Source organism: Streptomyces sp. S3(2020) (assembly GCF_013044505.1).
Lineage (GTDB): Bacteria > Actinomycetota > Actinomycetes > Streptomycetales > Streptomycetaceae > Streptomyces.
This window is the reverse complement of record NZ_JABERD010000043.1, coordinates 14,636-33,212: the sequence shown is the minus strand read 5'-3', so window position 1 is coordinate 33,212 and position 18,577 is coordinate 14,636. Positions and strand designations below refer to the sequence as shown.

General features: G+C 68.1%; 12 protein-coding genes. 3 read left to right on the top strand and 9 right to left on the bottom strand.

Features of this window, described 5'->3' with window-relative positions:
* Positions 1-80 precede the first annotated feature (80 nt).
* The 5 genes from HLK59_RS16485 to HLK59_RS16465 all read right to left on the bottom strand — a co-directional run bounded on the left by HLK59_RS16485 (position 81) and on the right by HLK59_RS16465 (position 8,242).
* Entirely contained in the window at positions 81-938 is an 858-nt protein-coding gene (locus tag HLK59_RS16485; RefSeq protein ID WP_171142183.1) for a hypothetical protein, read from the bottom strand.
* On the bottom strand, positions 935-1,660 hold the full coding sequence (sigM, locus tag HLK59_RS16480) for an RNA polymerase sigma factor SigM (RefSeq protein WP_171142182.1): 726 nt from the start codon (positions 1,658-1,660) through the stop codon (positions 935-937). The genes HLK59_RS16485 and sigM overlap by 4 nt, the downstream gene beginning before the upstream one ends.
* A gap of 31 nt (positions 1,661-1,691) precedes the next feature.
* Positions 1,692-3,413, bottom strand: coding sequence for a serine/threonine protein kinase (locus tag HLK59_RS16475; RefSeq protein WP_171142181.1), 1,722 nt, complete (start codon positions 3,411-3,413; stop codon positions 1,692-1,694).
* Between the two features lie 138 nt (positions 3,414-3,551).
* On the bottom strand, positions 3,552-5,804 hold the full coding sequence (murJ, locus tag HLK59_RS16470) for a murein biosynthesis integral membrane protein MurJ (protein ID WP_171142180.1): 2,253 nt from the start codon (positions 5,802-5,804) through the stop codon (positions 3,552-3,554).
* Between the two features lie 47 nt (positions 5,805-5,851).
* The gene (locus HLK59_RS16465; RefSeq protein WP_171142179.1) at positions 5,852-8,242 is read right to left on the bottom strand and encodes a DUF6049 family protein; all 2,391 of its coding nucleotides are present in this window, start codon (positions 8,240-8,242) and stop codon (positions 5,852-5,854) included.
* A gap of 246 nt (positions 8,243-8,488) precedes the next feature.
* Between HLK59_RS16465 and HLK59_RS16460 the strand changes: the two genes are divergently transcribed.
* On the top strand, positions 8,489-9,955 hold the full coding sequence (locus HLK59_RS16460; RefSeq protein ID WP_171142178.1) for a CCA tRNA nucleotidyltransferase: 1,467 nt from the start codon (positions 8,489-8,491) through the stop codon (positions 9,953-9,955).
* A gap of 109 nt (positions 9,956-10,064) precedes the next feature.
* Here HLK59_RS16460 and HLK59_RS16455 read toward each other — a convergent pair whose 3' ends face one another.
* The 4 genes from HLK59_RS16455 to HLK59_RS16440 form a co-directional block, all read right to left on the bottom strand.
* Positions 10,065-10,562 carry a hypothetical protein gene (locus HLK59_RS16455; protein WP_171142177.1) on the bottom strand — a complete coding sequence of 166 codons (498 nt, stop codon included), beginning with the start codon at positions 10,560-10,562 and terminating at the stop codon, positions 10,065-10,067.
* A gap of 123 nt (positions 10,563-10,685) precedes the next feature.
* Positions 10,686-11,948, bottom strand: coding sequence for an MFS transporter (locus HLK59_RS16450; protein ID WP_171142176.1), 1,263 nt, complete (start codon positions 11,946-11,948; stop codon positions 10,686-10,688).
* A 100-nt stretch (positions 11,949-12,048) separates the two neighbouring features.
* Positions 12,049-13,131, bottom strand: a complete 1,083-nt coding sequence (locus HLK59_RS16445) for an inositol-3-phosphate synthase (RefSeq protein ID WP_171142175.1) — start codon at positions 13,129-13,131, stop codon at positions 12,049-12,051.
* 44 nt (positions 13,132-13,175) lie between these two features.
* Entirely contained in the window at positions 13,176-13,862 is a 687-nt protein-coding gene (locus HLK59_RS16440; RefSeq protein WP_171142174.1) for a PadR family transcriptional regulator, read from the bottom strand.
* Positions 13,863-14,602: 740 nt separating this feature from the next.
* Between HLK59_RS16440 and HLK59_RS16435 the strand changes: the two genes are divergently transcribed.
* Complete coding sequence (locus tag HLK59_RS16435; protein WP_240982446.1) at positions 14,603-16,846, top strand: transglycosylase domain-containing protein; 2,244 nt, start codon at positions 14,603-14,605, stop codon at positions 16,844-16,846.
* Positions 16,847-16,954: 108 nt separating this feature from the next.
* A complete protein-coding gene (locus tag HLK59_RS16430; RefSeq protein ID WP_171142172.1) occupies positions 16,955-18,457 on the top strand; it encodes a glycosyltransferase 87 family protein in 1,503 nt (500 codons plus the stop codon).
* Positions 18,458-18,577: the final 120 nt, after the last annotated feature.

Sequence of the window (18,577 nt, the reverse complement as noted above, 5' to 3'; positions counted from 1 at the left end):
GGCACACGGAGAGGCGACACCGTACGGGATACCACGCTGGACGGAGACGAAGGGTCAGCCCGTGGACGGCGCGTGAGGTGTCAGCCGGAGGACCGCGCGTAGGAGTGCTTCAGCAGCACCTTCGCCGAGGACGACGAGTCCTTCTCACAGGCGGCGTCGACCACGTAGGCGTCGACCCGGCTGGTGTCCTTCTTGTCGACCATCACCACGAGATAGGCGGACACTCCGTTGTAGGTGCCTTCCTTTGCGGCCAGCGCGTCGTCGTCCCGACCGATGCCCTGGAGGACGCAGGCGGGTACATCAGGGAGAGGCTGGTTGAAGATCTTGTTCTCGGGGACGGTGCTCGTACCGAAGGTGCGCTCGGGGCGGCTGGACCTCTTCGCCATGAGGCTGTTGACCTGAGTCTCCACCTTCTTCCCGGAGAAGGTGGCGGCCTGTGTGGCGGGGGCGGACGGCTTGCCGTCGTTGAGGGAGGACACGAGCACGGAGCCGAGCCCGAGGGCAGCAACGGTGAACACCGTGCCCAGGACGGCGATCCTGCGGCCCCCCCGGCGGGTGCGGTCCTTGCGTCCGGGGCCTGTGGTGGAGGTCCGGGCGTGCCCAGCGGGTCGGTCCGCCGATACCGATGTTTCACGTGAAACATGCGCCACAGTGAGGTCGGGGGTATCCACAGCATCGGAGGCCGTGGCGCTGAGCAGAGCCTCGGCGGCCAGTGCGGCGTCGATACGGCTCGCGACGTCGTTGGGCATGCGCGGGGGACCCGGCATCGAACCGAGCAGTCCCCGGATCTCCTCCAAGGACGCGTGGACATCTGCGCAGAGCTCACATTCGTCCAGATGCCGCCGTACGTCAGTGGTCCGTGACGGGGGGAGAAGACCTTCGGTGAGGTCGGAGATCTCCGCGACGTCCGGGTGCCCGGCCGTGTCTGTCGATGTCACGCTCGCCCACCTCCGCCCTTCACAGCAGCTGAATCGCCTGGACCCGTCTTGCGGGGACCTGTGTCATGAGGCTCCGCTGCGGGTGGGACGGATGTCCCCTGAACCCGGTTCCGTCCCCCGCTCGGTTCTCTGCTGTCACCGGTGTTTTCCGGCCGCAGATGAGTGAGGAGGGGAAGGAGTCTGGCTCTGCCGCGGGCACAGCGGCTCTTCACCGTGCCGGTCGGGACGTCGAGCATGCGCGCGGCCTCGGCCACCGGGTATCCCTGCATGTCCACCAGGACAAGGGCGGCCCGCTGGTCTGGCGGAAGCGTGCCGAGGGCTTCCAGGAGCTGGCGATGCAGATCATTGCGCTCCGCCGGTGCCGAGGCCGACTCGTGCGGCTCCAGGAGCTGCTCCAGGCGTTCGGTGTCGTCGACCGGGGACGTCTTGCGGGAGGCCGCCTTGCGGACGCGGTCGAGACAGGCGTTCACCGTGATGCGGTGCAGCCATGTCGTGACGGCCGACTGACCCCGGAAGGTGTGGGCGGCCCGGTAGGCGGAGACGAGGGCGTCCTGGACCGCGTCAGCGGCCTCCTCGCGGTCTCCGAGCGTCCGCAGGGCCACCGCCCACAGACGATCACGGTGACGCCGTACGAGCTCCCCGAAGGCGTCGGGATCGCCGTCCACATGCCGGGCGAGGAGGTCCTGATCGCTTGCGTCGCCGTATGCGGTGCCATCTGCCATCGGACCCCCTCCCCTGGGATGCGGTGAGTTGTCAGCCGGTGAACTTCACGTTGGTGATGGCCTGCTTGTAGCCGGCCTGGCTGTAGTTGGCGGAATCCGCGCCGGAATACGGCATCGCCGTCAGCCAGACGAGCACGTAGCGGCTCTTCACCGGCTTGGCGACCGTCACCTTCGCAGACATGCCGCTCGTCGTGACCTTGCCCAGTTCCTTCATCGAGCTGAGCGGTGTGGACGAGCCCGGTGAGTCGGTCGCGTACAGCTTGACGGTGGTGTGATTGCCGCCGTACCGGAGGGAGAGCGTCGCGGTCGACACCTCCTGGGTGGAGCCGAGGTCGTAGAGGATCCCGACGCCAGGCTTGATCACTATTTCCGGACCGTCGTTGTAGCTGTTGGTCCGCCAGCCCGTCGTAGCACTGCCGTCGTACGTCAGGCCCACGTCGCCGGGATGCTGGGCATCGCCCTCGGCCACGTACTCCTGGGCCCCCTCGATGCCGAGCGCCTTGGCGGGCTCGGTCTTGTCGCCGCCCTTGTCGTTGTCGTCCGTCGTCTGTGTCTGGTTGGTGTCGTCGGACTTGTTGCCCTGGTCCATGAGGGCATCCGCGAGCTGCCAGCTACCGAGGCCCAGCGCGGCGATCAGCAGCGCCGACACGGCCCACTTGAGGGCCCTGCCGGTGCGACTCTGCAGCGGGGGCGGAGGCGTCGCCAGCACCTGCGTGGTACCCGGGTGCGGCGCGGGGCGACCGTACGTGCCCTGCTGGTACGTCGTGCGCTGGTACTCGGGCGGCGCGGTGAACGCAGGCTCCGGCGGGCGGATGCGGGGCATCTCACCGATCGCCTTCACCAGTTCCTCGGGCGTGGTGCACGCGGACTCGTGGCGGGAGGCGGTCGCGCCGTTGTTGACGAGTGCGCGCATCGCGAGCTCGGACAGACCGCGGTGCACGCCGGCCCGTACCTGGTCCGGGGCGATCAGACCGACGTCCTTGGGCAGCCCGGACAGGCCGTAGGCGTCGCTCTCGTACGGCCAGCGCTGAGTGAGCCCCGCGTACAGCAGGGCGCCGACCGCCTCCGTGTCGGTGCGCTGCGGGGTGTCGGAGGTGATCCCGCGCAGCGCGGCGTTCACGGCGAGGCCGCGGATGCGCCACTGGCCGCTCGATGTGCGCAGCACCGCGTTCGGGTTCAGGCGCAGATGCGCGAGGCCCTCGCGGTGGGCGGCCGCCATGGCGGCCGCGATCTGGCTGACCATCTGGTAGGCGTCGTGCGGCTCCAGCGGCCCGGGGGCCAGGAGCGTGGTCAGCTCGGTGGCGTCGGGCAGCCACTCGTGGACCACATAGACGAGATCGTTCTCCTCGACGGCGTCCAGCACCTGGACGAAGCGAGGATCACCGAGCAGCGCGGACGAACGGGCCGCGGCCAGAACGGAACGAGCCCGTGAGTGGTCCGCGGGCAGGGTGTGGACGCCGACCGCGCGGCGGAGTTTCTCGTCGACCGCACGCCAGCTGCTGAAGCCGTCCAGACGGGTGACGCACTCCTCGAGCCGGTACCGTCTGGCGAGCTTGTGGCCGCTGTGCAGTTCGGGCGGTGAGGCTTTCCCGGGACTCTCGGTCCCGCCACTCCCCTGTGCCTCTTTGTTGTCCGTGTCCCGCTCCCGGTTCTGGGCCACCCCGTCGGCCGTGGACTGGTCCGCCTGTGCGGTCAGCGGCTCATCGCCGCTGTTGTCTGCCACGTCGACGGCAGCTGTGCTCCGTTCCGCCACCGTCGTTCCCGCCTCCCCATTCGTTGCGCGCCGACCGACTTCCGTGCGCGCCGTCCGACGCCGAACCCAATTGTGCCCACAGTCCGCCGCTATGCACGACACACGGTGGCGGACGATGGTTGTGCGCGTACCCGTTTATCAGCGCCCCAGCCGTCCGCGCACCATGCCGACCAGGGAGTTCAGCTCCTCGATGCGCATCTTGCGAGCGGCCACGAAGAAGATCCCGAGCAGCACGACCCCGCCGACGATCAGGGCCGCGAACGAGCCGACGACGCCCTGGCCGAGAGTGTGCCCGATGCCGTAGCAGACCGCGCCGCTGAGGACTGCCGCCGGTACCGAGGCGATGCACAGTCTGGCGTACGTCCGCATCACACGGGCACCGTCCAGGTCCCCGCCGAGCCGCTTGCGCAGCCGGTTCCAGGCGACGCCGACGCCGACTGCGTAGGCGAGGCCGTACGAGGCGGCCATGCCGACCACGGCCCAGCGGGCCGGGATCACGAAGAAGCAGATGGCGGACGCGGCGGCGTTGACGGCCGCCACGATGACCGTGTTGTAGAACGGGGTCCGGGTGTCCTCGTAGGCGTAGAAGGCACGCAGGACGACGTACTGCACGGAGAACGGGATCAGGCCGAGGCCGAAGGCCATCAGCATGAAGCCCATGTTCGTGGCCTGGTCGGCGCCCGAGGCGCCGAAGATCAGGGTGCACATCGGGATGCCGAGCGAGACGAAGCCGAAGGCGATGGGCACGATCGCGACGGCCGTGGTGCGCAGGCCTTGGGAGATGTCGTCGCGGACCGCGCCGGCGTCGTTCTCCGCGGCCGAGCGCGAGATGCGGGGCAGCAGGGCGGCCATGAGGGACACGGTGATGATGGCCTGCGGAAGGCCCCAGATCAGCTGGGCGTTGGCGTAGGCGGCGAAACCCGTGCCCTTCACACCGGAGTCGATGCCGGAGGCGGTGGAGAGCTGGGTGACGACGAGGGCGCCCGCCTGGTTGGCCAGGACGAACAGGATCGTCCACTTGGCGAGCATGGCGGCCTTGCCGAGGCCGTGTCCCTTCCAGTCGAAGCGCAGCCGCATCCGGAAGCCGGTCTCCCGCAGGTACGGGATCATCGACAGCGCCTGGACCACCATGCCGAGCAGGATGCCGACGCCGAGGAGACGCTGGCCCTCCGGCGGGATGTTGGTGACCGCCATGCCGGAGCGCTCCGCGGTGCCGTACACCCAGAGGAACGTCCCGAGCGTCACGATGATGACGACGTTGTTGAGGACCGGGGTCCACATCATCGCGCCGAACTTGCCGCGGGCGTTGAGGATCTGGCCCATCACCACGTGGATCCCCATGAAGAAGATCGACGGCAGGAAGTAGCGGGTGAAGGTGACGGCGACCTCGTTGGCCGCGGGGTTGCTCGCGACCGGGTTCGACAGCACGCGCACCAGGAGCGGTGCGGCGAACATCGCCAGTGCGGTGAGCGCGGCGAGCACCACCATGACGAGCGTCAGCAGCCGGTTGGCGTATGCCTCGCCGCTGTCCTCGTCGTCCTTCATGGCACGCACCAACTGCGGCACGAAGACGGAGTTGAGGCCGCCGCCGACGGTCAGGATGTAGATCATCGTCGGCAGCTGGTAGGCGACCTGGAAGGAGTCGCCGAGGAGGCCGAGGCCCAGTACCGAGACGATCATCGCGGAGCGCACGAACCCGGTGAGCCGGGACACCATCGTGCCCGCCGCCATCACCGCGCTGGACTTCAGCAGGCCCGCGGCCTTGCCGCCCTTCTTCGCCGGAGCCGGTGCGGCCGGAGGCGGTACGGGGGCGGTGCCCAGGTTCATGGTCCTGTCCGCGGAGGGCGGCACGGTGGGCTCGGCGCCCGGGACCGGTGCCGGGGAGGGGCCGGGGACCGACGGGGGCTGGTACGGCGGCCGGCCGCCACCCTGCTGCTGGTCGCGGAAGAGGTGGGCGAAGGCGTCCGGCTCGTGGCGCTCCTCGGCGGAGTGCGTGACGAGGTCGTCGACGCCGACGTACTGCGTCGTGCGGGGATCGTCGCCGTACGGCAGGTACTGGGTCGGACCCTCCGGCTCGGGCGCCGGCGTCTGGGCCCACACATGCGGGTCGGGCGCGTACGGGGACTGCTGAGGCTGGGCGTACAGAGGCTGCTGCGGCTGGTACGTGCCGGGGGGCGGCGGAGGGTGCGCGGCGCGGTCGTAGAGCGCCTCGGCGACCGGGTCCTGGGCGGAGAGGTCCTGCGCCCGGTAGGGGTCCTGGTCGTAGGCGTCCTGGAGGTACATGTCCGCGGGGGGCTGCGGCGGCACCTGGCCGTGCTCGGGCGGCGGGCCGTCCGGGTAGCCCGAGCTGCCCGCGGCCTGGCCGCGGTCACCGTCGTACGGCGCGTTCATGGTTACCCCACCTCATCGTCCCGGGCCCACCGGCGGCCACGACATCCTCAACGGTCCACTCTCTCACCCGTGCCGGACGGGTCGGCGCTTTCCGCTGCGGTGTCCGGCGCAGGGTCACTCGGCTGCTCCGGGTCGTCTGCCCCACGCAGGGGGCCGGACTCCTTCTTGAGACGGTCCTCGGAGGCTGCGGGGTTCTCCGCGGCGTCCACGGTCTCGCCGGTCTCGCTGGCCTCCCCGGTCTCGTCGGGGTTGTCCGGGTCGTCCTCCGCGGCCTCCCGGGCGGCGGCGCGCTTGCGCTGCGTGTACATCCGGAAACCGGCGAGGACCAGCAGGAGGAAACCACCGCCGATGACCAGCATCACCGTGGCCGTGAACTCGGTGACCTTCACGTCGAACTGAACGGGGTCGCCGTACGCCTGGCCGTCCTGCGTGAACAGCTGGGCGGTCACCGTCGCCCGGCCGTTGGCCAGGGCCGAGGTGGTGAACTTCACCGACTGACTGTGCCCGCCCGAGACCTCGACCCGCTGTTCCTGGTAGTCGCCGTCCCCGATCTTGAGGCGGGTCGGGCTCGTCGAAGTCAGCCGCAGCACCAGGTGCTCGACGCCCTGCACCAGGTTGTTCTGCACGGTCACGGGGATCGTGGCGCTGCGCCCGGAGAGTTTGGTCTCGGACTTGTCGATCAGCCTGACCTGTTCGGTCAGGGAGTTGAGGTGCCACTCCACACCGTTGCGATAGCGGTTCGCCTCGGCGGCACGGCCGCGCCAGGATGTGGACATCTCACGGTTCATGGCCCGTCCGAACGGGGTCACGACCCGGGACTCGTCGGTGAGGATGACCTTGAACCTGTCCAGCTTGTCCTGCGTGGCCGCGATCTGCTGGAAGGCCGTCTTCGGCAGTTCCTGCTTGCGCAGCGAGGTGGGGTAGGCGGATGCCGACGGCACCTTCGTGGTGGCGTTCGCGTCCGGCTTGGCGCCGGCCGCCGACGTGAGGCCCTGGGCCTGGGACCAGTTCCCCTCCTGGAGGGCCGACACCGCCTTGGCCAGCGCCCGGGCCTGGCTCGCCGTCGCCATGCGCTGCGGAGCGACGACGATGCTGCGCTGCTTGTCGGTCTGGACGTTGAGCGTCAGGCTCGACGCGAGGAACTTCTGTACGGCGAGCGTTGCGGTGGAGGCCTTCGTCAGATCGCCTTCGAAGGCCGTGGACAGCCGCGCGTCCGCGACCACCGCGGTCGTACCGCCGCCGATCGGGCGGGCAGCGGAGGGCGTGTACGGCAGCCCGCCGGTCTCCTGGAGGCTGTCGCTGCGCGCGATCACCTTGTCGGCGCCGGCGGAGGTGGCGACCTTGACGATCGACGGGTCGACGGCACCTTCGACGGGCCAGGCGAAGTCGGTGCTCGGCGTCACATGGAGCACCGTCTTCACCGTCGTGGCGGCGGCGTCGGTGGCCTCCTTGAGATGGCCGAGGGAACCGGTGACCGTCGTGCCGTTGTGGGCGAGGGAGGCCAGATCCGGGTCGGAGAAGGGGAGGGCGACGACCTCCTTGTCCGCCACCGCCTCCTGCAACTCGGCGAGCCACGCCATGGCGACCTGCTGGTGCGTGCCCGCCACGGTGGTGCTGCCCGACTCGACGCGGTAGGTACGCGTCATCGCGTCGACGGAGGCCAGCAGGTCCGGATCGATCACCCAGGTGACGTCCAGCTCCTTGCCCAGCGACAGCAGCTGCTCCAGGCGGCCGCCCGGGGAGATCTCCTTGGCGAGATCGTCGTTGAGGAAGACCGGCGTCTGCTGTTCGTTGGACCCCGTCTCCGCCGTCAGGTGGACGGTGGAGACGAGCGGCCACAGGACCGTCGTCTTCGTCTTCGTGTCGGCACCCTCGGGCTGCCAGGGCAGGAACGTCCGCTGGATACCGAGCACCTGCTGCCACTGCTGCGCGGACGTCTCACCCGTCAGGGAGACACCCAGCTGGTAGACGCCGTCCGAGCCGAGGTCCAGCTCGTCGACCGGCACGGAGATGCTGAAGTCCTGGGCGACGCCCGGGGCGAGCTTGGTGAACTTCTTGACGTACTTACCGCCGACGATCGTCCCGTCGAGCCCCGGCTGGAAGTCGGTGCGCTTGGCGACGGTGTCGATCTCCGAGCGGGTGCTGAGCGCGGGTCCCACGCGGAGGTCCACCTGGGCGTCGGTGACCGCCTGCTTGCCCTTGTTGGTCACGGTGCCGGACACGGTGAGCGTGTCGCCGTCCGTGGGGGCGCTGGGGGTGAGCGTGTCGAGGGCGACGGCCACCGTGCTCGAGCCGGACGCGGCCGCCGCGGGTGCGGCCGCGGGCAACTGGAGAAGGCCGGCCAGCAGAGGCGCCCCGGCGAGCAGGGCTCCGGTGCGCCGCAGCCACCGGCGGGCAGGTGAGGGACTCATCCCCTGGAAGTCTGCCGCCTCGGCCACGCGCTCGCCCGTCCCTCGTCGTCGTCAGTGGTCGTCGGAATGTGCGTCCACGCATGGTAACGATGCGCGCTGAGGGGAAGTGCCGCGGACTGGTCCACAAGATCGGGCGAAGGGTCCGGAGCATCCCGTATGTGTGCGTATAAAGGAGAGCGATTTCGCACGTCCGGGGAGCGAGCCTCACACGCCTGGCTGTGCAGATTCAATGGAGGCGCATCGCGCCGCCCAGGCCACGTACCCTCTTCTGTTGTGCCGAACGCCAACGAAGACACCTCCAGTGCCCTGAGCCAGGTGCAGCTCCGCGCGGTGAGTGAACTGCTGCGGGTCGCTCCTGTCGCCGACGACCTTGCCCGCCGTTTCCAGGAGGCCGGGTTCTCTCTCGCCCTGGTCGGCGGCTCGGTCAGGGACGCGCTGCTCGGCCGGCTCGGCAACGACCTGGACTTCACGACCGACGCCCGCCCCGAGGACGTGCTGAAGATCGTGCGCCCGTGGGCGGACTCCGTGTGGGAGGTCGGGATCGCCTTCGGCACCGTCGGGGTACAGAAGGACGCCCGCGTCGGAGAAGCTGTCAGAAGCTTTCAGATCGAGGTCACCACGTACCGGTCGGAGGCGTACGACCGGACCTCGCGCAAGCCCGAGGTGTCCTACGGCGACTCCATCGAGGAGGACCTCGTCCGGCGCGACTTCACCGTGAACGCGATGGCTGTCGCGCTGCCGGAGAAGGAGTTCATCGATCCGCACGGCGGGCTCGACGACCTCACGGCGGGTGTGCTGCGCACCCCGGGCACGCCCGAGGCGTCCTTCTCCGACGACCCGCTGCGGATGATGCGGGCCGCGCGCTTCGCCGCCCAGCTCGACTTCGAGGTGGCTCCCGAGGTCGTCGCCGCGATGAAGGACATGTCCGGACGGATCGAGATCGTCTCGGCCGAGAGGGTGCGGGACGAGCTGAACAAGCTCATCCTCTCCACGCGCCCGCGCAAGGGGCTGACCCTGCTGGTCGACACCGGACTCGCCGACCATGTGCTGCCCGAGCTGCCGGCCCTGCGGCTGGAGAGCGACGAGCACCACCGGCACAAGGACGTCTACGAGCACACGCTGATCGTCCTTGAGCAGGCGATGGCTCTGGAGGAGAACGGTCCCGACCTGGTCCTGCGGCTGTCCGCCCTGCTGCACGACATCGGCAAGCCGCGTACGCGCCGCTTCGAGGAGGACGGCCGGGTCTCGTTCCATCACCACGAGGTGGTCGGCGCGAAGATGACCAAGAAGCGGATGACGGCTCTCAAGTACTCCAACGAGTTGGTGAAGGACGTCTCGCGGCTGGTCGAACTCCATCTGCGTTTCCACGGTTACGGCATGGGTGAGTGGACGGACTCCGCGGTTCGCCGCTACGTCCGTGACGCTGGCCCTCTCCTCGACCGTCTCCACAAGCTGACCCGGTCCGACTGCACCACGCGTAACAAGCGCAAGGCGGTCGCGCTGTCCCGTGCCTACGACGGCCTGGAGGACCGCATCACCCAGCTCCAGGAGCAGGAGGAGCTCGACGCGATCCGCCCGGACCTGGACGGCAACCAGATCATGGAGATCCTCGGCGTGGGGCCCGGCCCGGCCGTGGGGCGTGCGTACAAGCACATGCTGGAACTGCGCTTGGAGAACGGGCCGATGGGCGAGGAAGCTGCGGCCAAGGCGCTCAAGGAGTGGTGGGCCGAGCAGGGCTGAGACGGTGAAGTGGGGTCGTGTTTCACGTGAAACACGACCCCGGGACGCACCGAGGGGCGATGTTTCACGTGAAACATCGCCCCTCTTGGCGTCTGAGTTACTTCAGGACCTACTTGTCCTTCAGGCAGAGCAGGAAGTTACTGCCGTCACCGGTCTCGGTGTACACGTACTGGAAGTCCTTGGCCTCAGCGGCGCACTTCGTCTCGGCGAGGCTTCCACTGAACGTGCCCTCGATCTTGGCCAGCACCGTGTACTCGGCCTTCGAGGAGGTGCAGTCGACGACCTCGAGGTCCGGGTCGTTGTCGTTGGTGCTGCCGCGGTGCATGCAGTCGCCGACCGCCGCCGTGTTGGCGTCGTCGCGGCTGGATATGTAACCGCCGATGGCGATACCGGCGACGGCCAGGACGATGACGATGTTCTTGATCGTCTTGAAGCTGAGCTTGCGGCGAGGCTGCTCCGGCGGAACCGGCGCGTACGGGGCGCCGCCCTGCGGGGGAACGCCCGGCTGGCCCTGCGCGAAGGGGTTGCCGCCCTGGGGCGGGTACGGGGCCTGGGGCTGCTGGCCCTGGGCGTACGGGTTCTGGCCCTGAGGCGGCGGAGTAGTCACTTGGGGGTCCCCCTAGAACATGGGCGTGTGACACGCATAAGGAGCGAGTAAGACGCACGTAAGTTACCGGGCCCCACTGACACTCCTGCAATCCAGGGGGACTCTGTGTCATTGATGTGACACTTACTGGCGTTCAAAGCGGGCCATAGCCACCGCAACTGCCCCGTAGATAACGGCCACCGTGACCACGAGCACCACAGAGCGCCCATCAGGCGGCAGCATCAGCGCGGCCACGCCGGCCGCGCCGACGAACGCGATGTTGAACAGCACGTCGTAGACGGAGAAGATTCGCCCCCGGTAGCCGTCGTCGACCGAGGACTGCACGATCGTGTCCGTCGCGATCTTCGCGCCCTGGGTGGTCAGACCCAGGACGAACGCCGCGACCAGCATGGGCGCGACGGCGAAAGGGAGACCGAGAGCCAGTTCCAGGATCGCGGCGGACGCTGCGCACACGGCGATCCAGCGGCCGGGGCCGAGCCGTCCCGCCGCCCAGGGCGTCACCACGGCCGCCACGAAGAAGCCCGCGCCGGAGATGCCCAACGCCAGCCCCAGCAGGGCGAGTCCGTCATCGCTGGTCGAGGAGAACTCGTACCGGCAGAGCATCAGCAGCATGACCAGCAGGGCGCCGTAGCAGAACCGCATGAGTGTCATCGTGGCGAGCGCCCGGGCGGCCTGCCGGCGCGGTGGGGAGGCGAGGTGGCGTACGCCCGCCACCAGATCGTGCGCGGTGCCGGAGAGGGCGGCCGAGAGGCCGGGCCGCACCAACTCCTGGTCGGGGCCCAGAAGTTCCCGTGACATGCGCAGCGAGGCCAGCGCCGCGCACAGATAGAGGGCGGCGCCCAGCAGCACCACCGCGGCGTCGGAGTCCGCGAACACCAGGCGCACGACGAAGGCCAGGCCGCCTCCGGCCGTCGCGGCGAGCGTGCCGGCGGTCGGGGAGAGGGAGTTGGCGATGACGAGACGCTCGGAGTCGACCACACGCGGCAGGGCGGCGGACAGGCCCGACAGGACGAAGCGGTTGACGGCGGTGACGCACAGCGCGGAGACGTAGAAGAGCCAGTCCGGGACGTGGCTGACCATCAGGACGGCGGTCACCGTGGCCATCAGGGCGCGCACCAGGTTGCCGTAGAGGAAGACCTGGCGGCGGCGCCAGCGGTCCAGCAGGACGCCGGCGAAGGGGCCCACCAGGGAGTAGGGGAGCAGCAGGACGGCCATGGCGGAGGCGATGGCGGTGGCCGAGGTCTGTTTCTCCGGGGAGAAGACGACGTAGGCGGCGAGTGCGACCTGGTAGACACCGTCGGCGCCCTGGGAGAGCAGACGTACGGCGAGCAGGCGTCTGAAGCCCTGGAAGCGCAGCAGAACGCGCAGGTCACGTACGACGGCCATGGCGCACAGCCTCACATAAGGACAGGGTCCCCGGGCGGTACAACCCGGGGACCCTCGACACAGCCCTGGCAGGAGCGTTCTTCAGTGAGCCTCGGCGCCTTTAGCGCTCGACTTCACCCTTGATGAACTTCTCGACGTTCGCGAAGGCCTCGTCGTCGAAGTACTGGACCGGCGGGGACTTCATGAAGTACGAGGACGCCGACAGGATCGGACCGCCGATGCCGCGGTCCTTGGCGATCTTCGCGGCGCGCAGGGCGTCGATGATGACACCCGCGGAGTTCGGGGAGTCCCAGACCTCGAGCTTGTACTCCAGGTTCAGCGGGACATCACCGAAGGCACGGCCCTCGAGGCGGACGTAGGCCCACTTGCGGTCGTCGAGCCAGGCCACGTAGTCCGAGGGACCGATGTGGACGTTCTTCTCGCCCAGGTCCCGGTCGGGGATCTGCGAGGTGACGGCCTGCGTCTTCGAGATCTTCTTGGACTCGAGGCGGTCGCGCTCCAGCATGTTCTTGAAGTCCATGTTGCCGCCGACGTTGAGCTGCATGGTGCGCTCGAGACGGACACCGCGGTCCTCGAACAGCTTCGCCATCACACGGTGCGTGATGGTGGCGCCGACCTGGGACTTGATGTCGTCGCCGACGATCGGGACGCCCGCCTCGGTGAACTTGTCCGCCCACTCCTTGGTGCCGGCGATGAAGACCGGAAGGGCGTTGACGAAGGCGACCTTGGCGTCGATGGCGCACTGGGCGTAGAACTTCGCCGCGTCCTCGGAACCGACGGGCAGGTAGCAGACGAGAACGTCGACCTGGCGGTCCTTGAGGATCTGGACGACGTCGACCGGGGTCTCGGCGGACTCCTCGATAGTCTCGCGGTAGTACTTGCCGAGACCGTCGTGAGTGTGGCCACGCTGGACCGTGACGCCCTTGTTCGGGACGTCGCAGATCTTGATGGTGTTGTTCTCACTGGCACCGATGGCGTCGGAGAGGTCGAGGCCGACCTTCTTCGCGTCGACGTCGAACGCGGCGACGAACTCGACGTCACCGACGTGGTAGTCGCCGAACTGGACGTGCATCAGACCCGGCACCTTGGTCGCCGGATCGGCGTCCTTGTAGTACTCGACGCCCTGTACCAGTGAGGCGGCGCAGTTGCCCACGCCGACGATGGCTACGCGAACCGAACCCATTCCGGTTGCTCCCTGTGTGTGCGAGGTGAGGCCCTGACTGGACCTCATGTGGTGGTGTCATCGGACGGATCCGGCCCGGGGGTGGCACCCCCGAGCCGGGGCAGGCCGCCCGACTCCCCAGATGTGCTGTCCTGCCGAGCGGTGCCGTCCGGAACGGGACCCTTCAGGTCCCGTCCGGCCCGCTCGCTCTCGATGAGCTCGTTCAGCCAGCGCACTTCGCGCTCCACGGACTCCATTCCGTGGCGCTGGAGCTCAAGCGTGTAGTCGTCGAGGCGCTCCCGGGTGCGCGCGAAGGAGACGCGCATCTTTTCCAGCCGGTCCTCCAACCGGCTGCGGCGGCCCTCCAGTACGCGTACGCGTACGTCGCGCGACGTCTGGCCGAAGAAGGCGAAACGCGCGGCGAAGTGCTCGTCCTCGTACACGTCGGGGCCGGTCTGCGAGAGCAGGTCCTCGAAGTGCTCCTTACCTTCCGCCGTCAACCGATAGACGATCTTGGCGCGACGTCCCGCGAGCGATGCGGCGAGAGCGTCTTCAGGAGCGTTCCCCGGCTCTTCGATCAACCAGCCGTTGGCGACCAGCGTCTTGAGACAGGGGTAGAGCGTGCCGTAGCTGAACGCACGGAACACGCCCAGTGATGTATTGAGTCGTTTGCGCAGCTCATAGCCGTGCATCGGAGACTCGCGGAGCAGGCCGAGTACGGCGAACTCGAGGATCCCTGAGCGTCGGCTCATCCTCTCGCCTCCTCGTCCCCGGCTCGCTTATCTCGCTCCGATGTATCGACTCGATACATCACGACGATAGAACGACCATCCGGATGCGACAAGTGGGGAGACGGTGAACGGGATCACATCACTTATTCATCCGAGGCAAGTTGCCTGATTTGGGGTGAACTTCGGGGCTAGGCGGGTTTTGACGGTGCGTAGTCTGTGCGGCATGCACACCACCGGGAACCGAGTGACGCTTGGGGGCGTCGTCGTCCTCGGTGCAGTACGGGTGAATGCGAAAGCGACCACATCCGTACTTCGGGGGGACCGGAAACCAGCTGCCGTTTCCAGGCGCGCAAAGGTGCGCCTGCCCGAGGAGTAGTCGTTCGATGAGCGAGCACCGTCGCAAACCGCCGCAGCCGCAGGGAGGCGGACGTGCCGCGGCCCGACGCGGCCAGTCAGGCTCGTCCTCCGGCGGCCGCCGCGCGGCACCGCGAGGCGCCACCGAGTCTCCTTCCGACTCGTACGGGTCGGGTTCATACGAGTCGGGAGGCGAGGAGCGGTCGTACGGCGGCCGCGCCGACGCCCGGCGCGCGGCCCAGAGAAGCGGGGGCAGCCGACGCAGAGCGGCCGAACCCGTCGGCCGTGGCGCCCGACGCGGTGGCCCGGGCGGTCCGAGCGGTCCTGGACGAGGCCGAGTCGCCGTCTCGAGCAACAACCGGTTCATCGACTATCCGCGCGCCGGCAAGTACGGCTGGCAGCGCTGGATGCCGTCCTGGAAGCTCGTCTCCGGGCTGAGCCTGGCGTTCTTCGGCGGCCTGCTGGCGATCGCGGGTATCGGATACGCCATGGTCGGCATCCCCAGCGAGAACGCCGCGGCCAAGTCGGAGAACAACGTCTACTACTGGGAGGACGGCTCCCAGATGGTCGCGACGGGAGCCGGCACGAACCGACAGAACGTAGACATTTCCAAGATCCCCCAGGCCATGCAGTGGGCCGTGATCTCTGCCGAGAACAAGAGCTTCTACTCCGACTCGGGCGTCGATCCCATGGGTATCGCCCGAGCCCTGGCCAACATGGCGCGGGGCGGTGACACGCAGGGTGGTTCGACGATCACCCAGCAGTACGTGAAGAACACCTACCTGAGCCAGGAGCAGACCGTCTCCCGGAAGTTCAAGGAGATGTTCATCTCCATAAAGGTGGGCACGAAGCTCACCAAGCAGGAGATCCTCCAGGGCTACCTGAACACCTCGTACTACGGCCGCGACGCCTACGGCATCCAGGCCGCCGCGCAGACGTACTACGGCGTGGACGCGGAGGAACTGTCGCCGAGCCAGTGCGCCTTCCTGGCTGCACTGCTCAAGGGCCCGACGTACTACGACCCGGTCGACAACACGAGCTACGACCCTGCGGCCACCAAGGCGAAGAACACCGAGCGCTCCAAGTACCGCTGGAGCTGGATCCTCGAGCAGATGCACAACGACAAGCATCTGACGGACGCCGAGTACGCGAAGGCCACCAAGAAGTACCCCATGCCCCAGGGGCTCAAGGCGACCAAGGGCATGACCGGGCAGGTCAGCTACCTGGTCGACACGGCCAAGAAGTACGTGCTGGCCCACTCGGACATCTCGCGCACCGAGTTCGACAAGGGCGGCTACCAGATCTACACGACCTTCGAGAAGGACAAGGTCAACGCTCTGGCCAAGGCCGTCAAGAAGATCGAGGACGAGAAGATCGACCCGGAGAAGCGGGAGCTGGACAAGCACGTTCAGTTCGGTGCGGCTTCGGTGAGGCCGAAGGACGGTGCGATCGTCGCGCTGTACGGCGGCGCCGGGTACGAGAACGACCACTTCAACAACAACGCGGACACCTCGGGTGTGCCGGTCGGTTCGACATGGAAGCCGTTCGTGATGGCGGCGGCCATGGAGTACGGCACGTACAAGGATCCGGACATTGGTGTCTCGCCGCTGAGCAAGTACAACGGCAACGACCATCTGAAGGTCAGGAACAACGACGGCACCTATGTCCTGAAGAAGGACAACTCGGTCTTCTACCAGGAGAACGAGAGCGACTACCCCTGGGGCTACATCAGTCTCCGCAAGGCGATGGAGCAATCCATCAACACGCCGTTCGTGCAGCTCGGCATGGACGTGGGGATGAGCAAGGTGCGGGACGTAGCCAAGGCGTCCGGCATCCTGGATCAGAGCTTCGAGACGCTCAACGCGTCGTTCGCGCTCGGTACGTCGACCCCCAGTGCGATCCGCATGGCTGACTCCTATGCGACGTTCGCCGCATCCGGCAAGCACGCGGACCCGTACTCCGTGACCGGGGTCAAGAAGGACGGCCAGGCCCTGTCGGGCTTCGACAAGCCGAAGGTCACGCTGGCGATGCCTGAGAACGTGGCGAACAACGTCACGGACATGCTCGAGAACGTCATCGAGAACGGAACGGGCCAGAACGCGAAGGCCCTGGGACGTGCGGCGGCCGGTAAGACCGGTACCACCGACAGCAACAAGTCGGCATGGTTCGTCGGCTACACCCAGCAGCTGTCGACGTCCATCGCGATGTTCCGAGAGGACCCCAAGAACAGCAAGCTGCTCTCCATGAACGGCACGGCGGGTGAGGACTCCATCCACGGTGGTGACATCCCCACGTCGATCTGGACCGAGTACATGAAGGCCGCGCTGAAGGGCGACAACGACCCCGGCTTCCCGGACGCCGACAAGATCGGCGAGGTTCAGGACGAGGACGGCGCTCCGTCCCCGACCCCGAGCATCACCGCGACGCCTACCCCGACGCCCAGTGCGACGCCTACCCCGACGCCCAGTCCGACTCTCACCGCTCCCTCGCCCTCGGCGACGGAGACCTGCCTCGGCTTCACCTGCGAGGACACCGGAGGCACGGACAGCGGCGGTACGGACGGAGGCACGACCTCCACACCGACGGCTACGGAGACAGACAGCACCAGAGGCAACGCCAATGGAGGCATCTTCGGAGGATCGAGCGGTTAGCCGCCATATCGCCCGCCGAGGGTGTTTCACGTGAAACATGGGCCGCCGCACCCACCAGGTGCGGCGGCCCTCGGCGTATTCCTAGAGACGTACGGCAGGATGTGCCCCATGCCCAGCGCAGAATCGACGCAAACGAGCGTGCACGAGCCGGACCCGGTGCGGCCGACCAAGGACGACGAGGTCGCCGCGAGTGGCAGTGAGTTGATCGGTGGTCCCATCGGGCGGCGTGCGCTGCTAGGGACGTCCTGGTGGACTCCCGTGCGCATCATCGCGCTCGTGGCGATCGGGATGTTCGCCCTCGGCCTGGTCCAGAAGGCGCCCTGCTACAACGGCGGCTGGTTCTTCGGCGCCAGCTCGCAGTACACACACGCGTGCTACTCGGACATCCCGCACCTCTACGCGGGGCGCGGCTTCGCCGACGGGCTCGTGCCGTACTTCGACAAGCTCAACGGTGACATGGAGTACCTCGAATACCCGGTGCTGACCGGTGTGTTCATGGAGGTGGCCTCCTGGCTGACGCCCGGCAGCGGCAGCATCCAGGACCAGGAACAGTGGTACTGGATGGTCAACGCCGGGATGCTGATGGCGTGCTGTGCCGTCATCGCCGTATGCGTGACCCGTACGCACGCCAGGCGGCCCTGGGACGGTCTGCTGGTCGCCCTGGCGCCCGCCTTCGCGCTGACCGCCACCATCAACTGGGACCTCCTGGCGGTCGCTCTGACGGCCGCGGCGATGCTGATGTGGTCGCGGGGCCGCTCCCTCGCTTTCGGCGTCCTGCTGGGCCTCGCCACGGCCGCCAAGCTCTACCCTGTCTTCCTCCTCGGCCCGTTGTTCGTGCTGTGCTGGCGCGCGGGCAAGTGGCGGGACTTCGGAAAGGCACTGGGCGGTGCCGCCGTCTCCTGGCTGGTCGTGAACCTGCCGGTGATGCTCCTCGCCTGGGACGGCTGGTCGAAGTTCTACGAGTTCAGCCAGGAACGGGGCGTCGACTTCGGGTCCTTCTGGCTGATCCTGGCGCAGAACTCGACCGACCCGTTGAGCACCGACACGGTCAACACGCTCGCCACGCTGCTGGTACTGCTGTCCTGCGTCGGCATCGCCGCGCTCACCCTGACCGCCCCACGCCGGCCGCGCTTCGCCCAGCTGGCCTTCCTGATCGTCGCCGCGTTCATCCTCACCAACAAGGTCTACTCGCCGCAGTACGTCCTGTGGCTGATCCCCCTCGCCGTACTGGCGCGGCCCAAGTGGCGGGACTTCCTGATCTGGCAGGCCTGCGAGGTGGCCTACTTCCTGGGGATCTGGATGTACCTCGCGTACACGACCAGCGCGGACGCCCACAAGGGCCTGCCCCAGGACGGCTACCACTGGGCCATCGGACTGCACCTGCTCGGGACGCTGTACCTGTGCGCCGTGATCGTGCGCGACATCTGGATGCCGGAGCGGGACGTGGTGCGGCGGGCCGGCGACGACGACCCCTCGGGGGGCGTGCTCGACGGCGCGGAGGACGTGTTCGTCCTGGGCCCCGCGGCTCATCCCCCGCGGCACGCCGCTCACTTCGGGGGGCCGCAGGTGGAGTGGGGCGATCCGGTCTCTTCCCCAGACCGTTCGCTCTGAGCGAACAGGGCGTAGTCGGCCCACACAAAAGGCCGTACACGGAGGTCCGTGTACGGCCTTTCGGCTGTCTGTGTACGGCTCTTCAGCCGTCCGTTCTTCGGTCGTCCTTCAGTTGTCCGT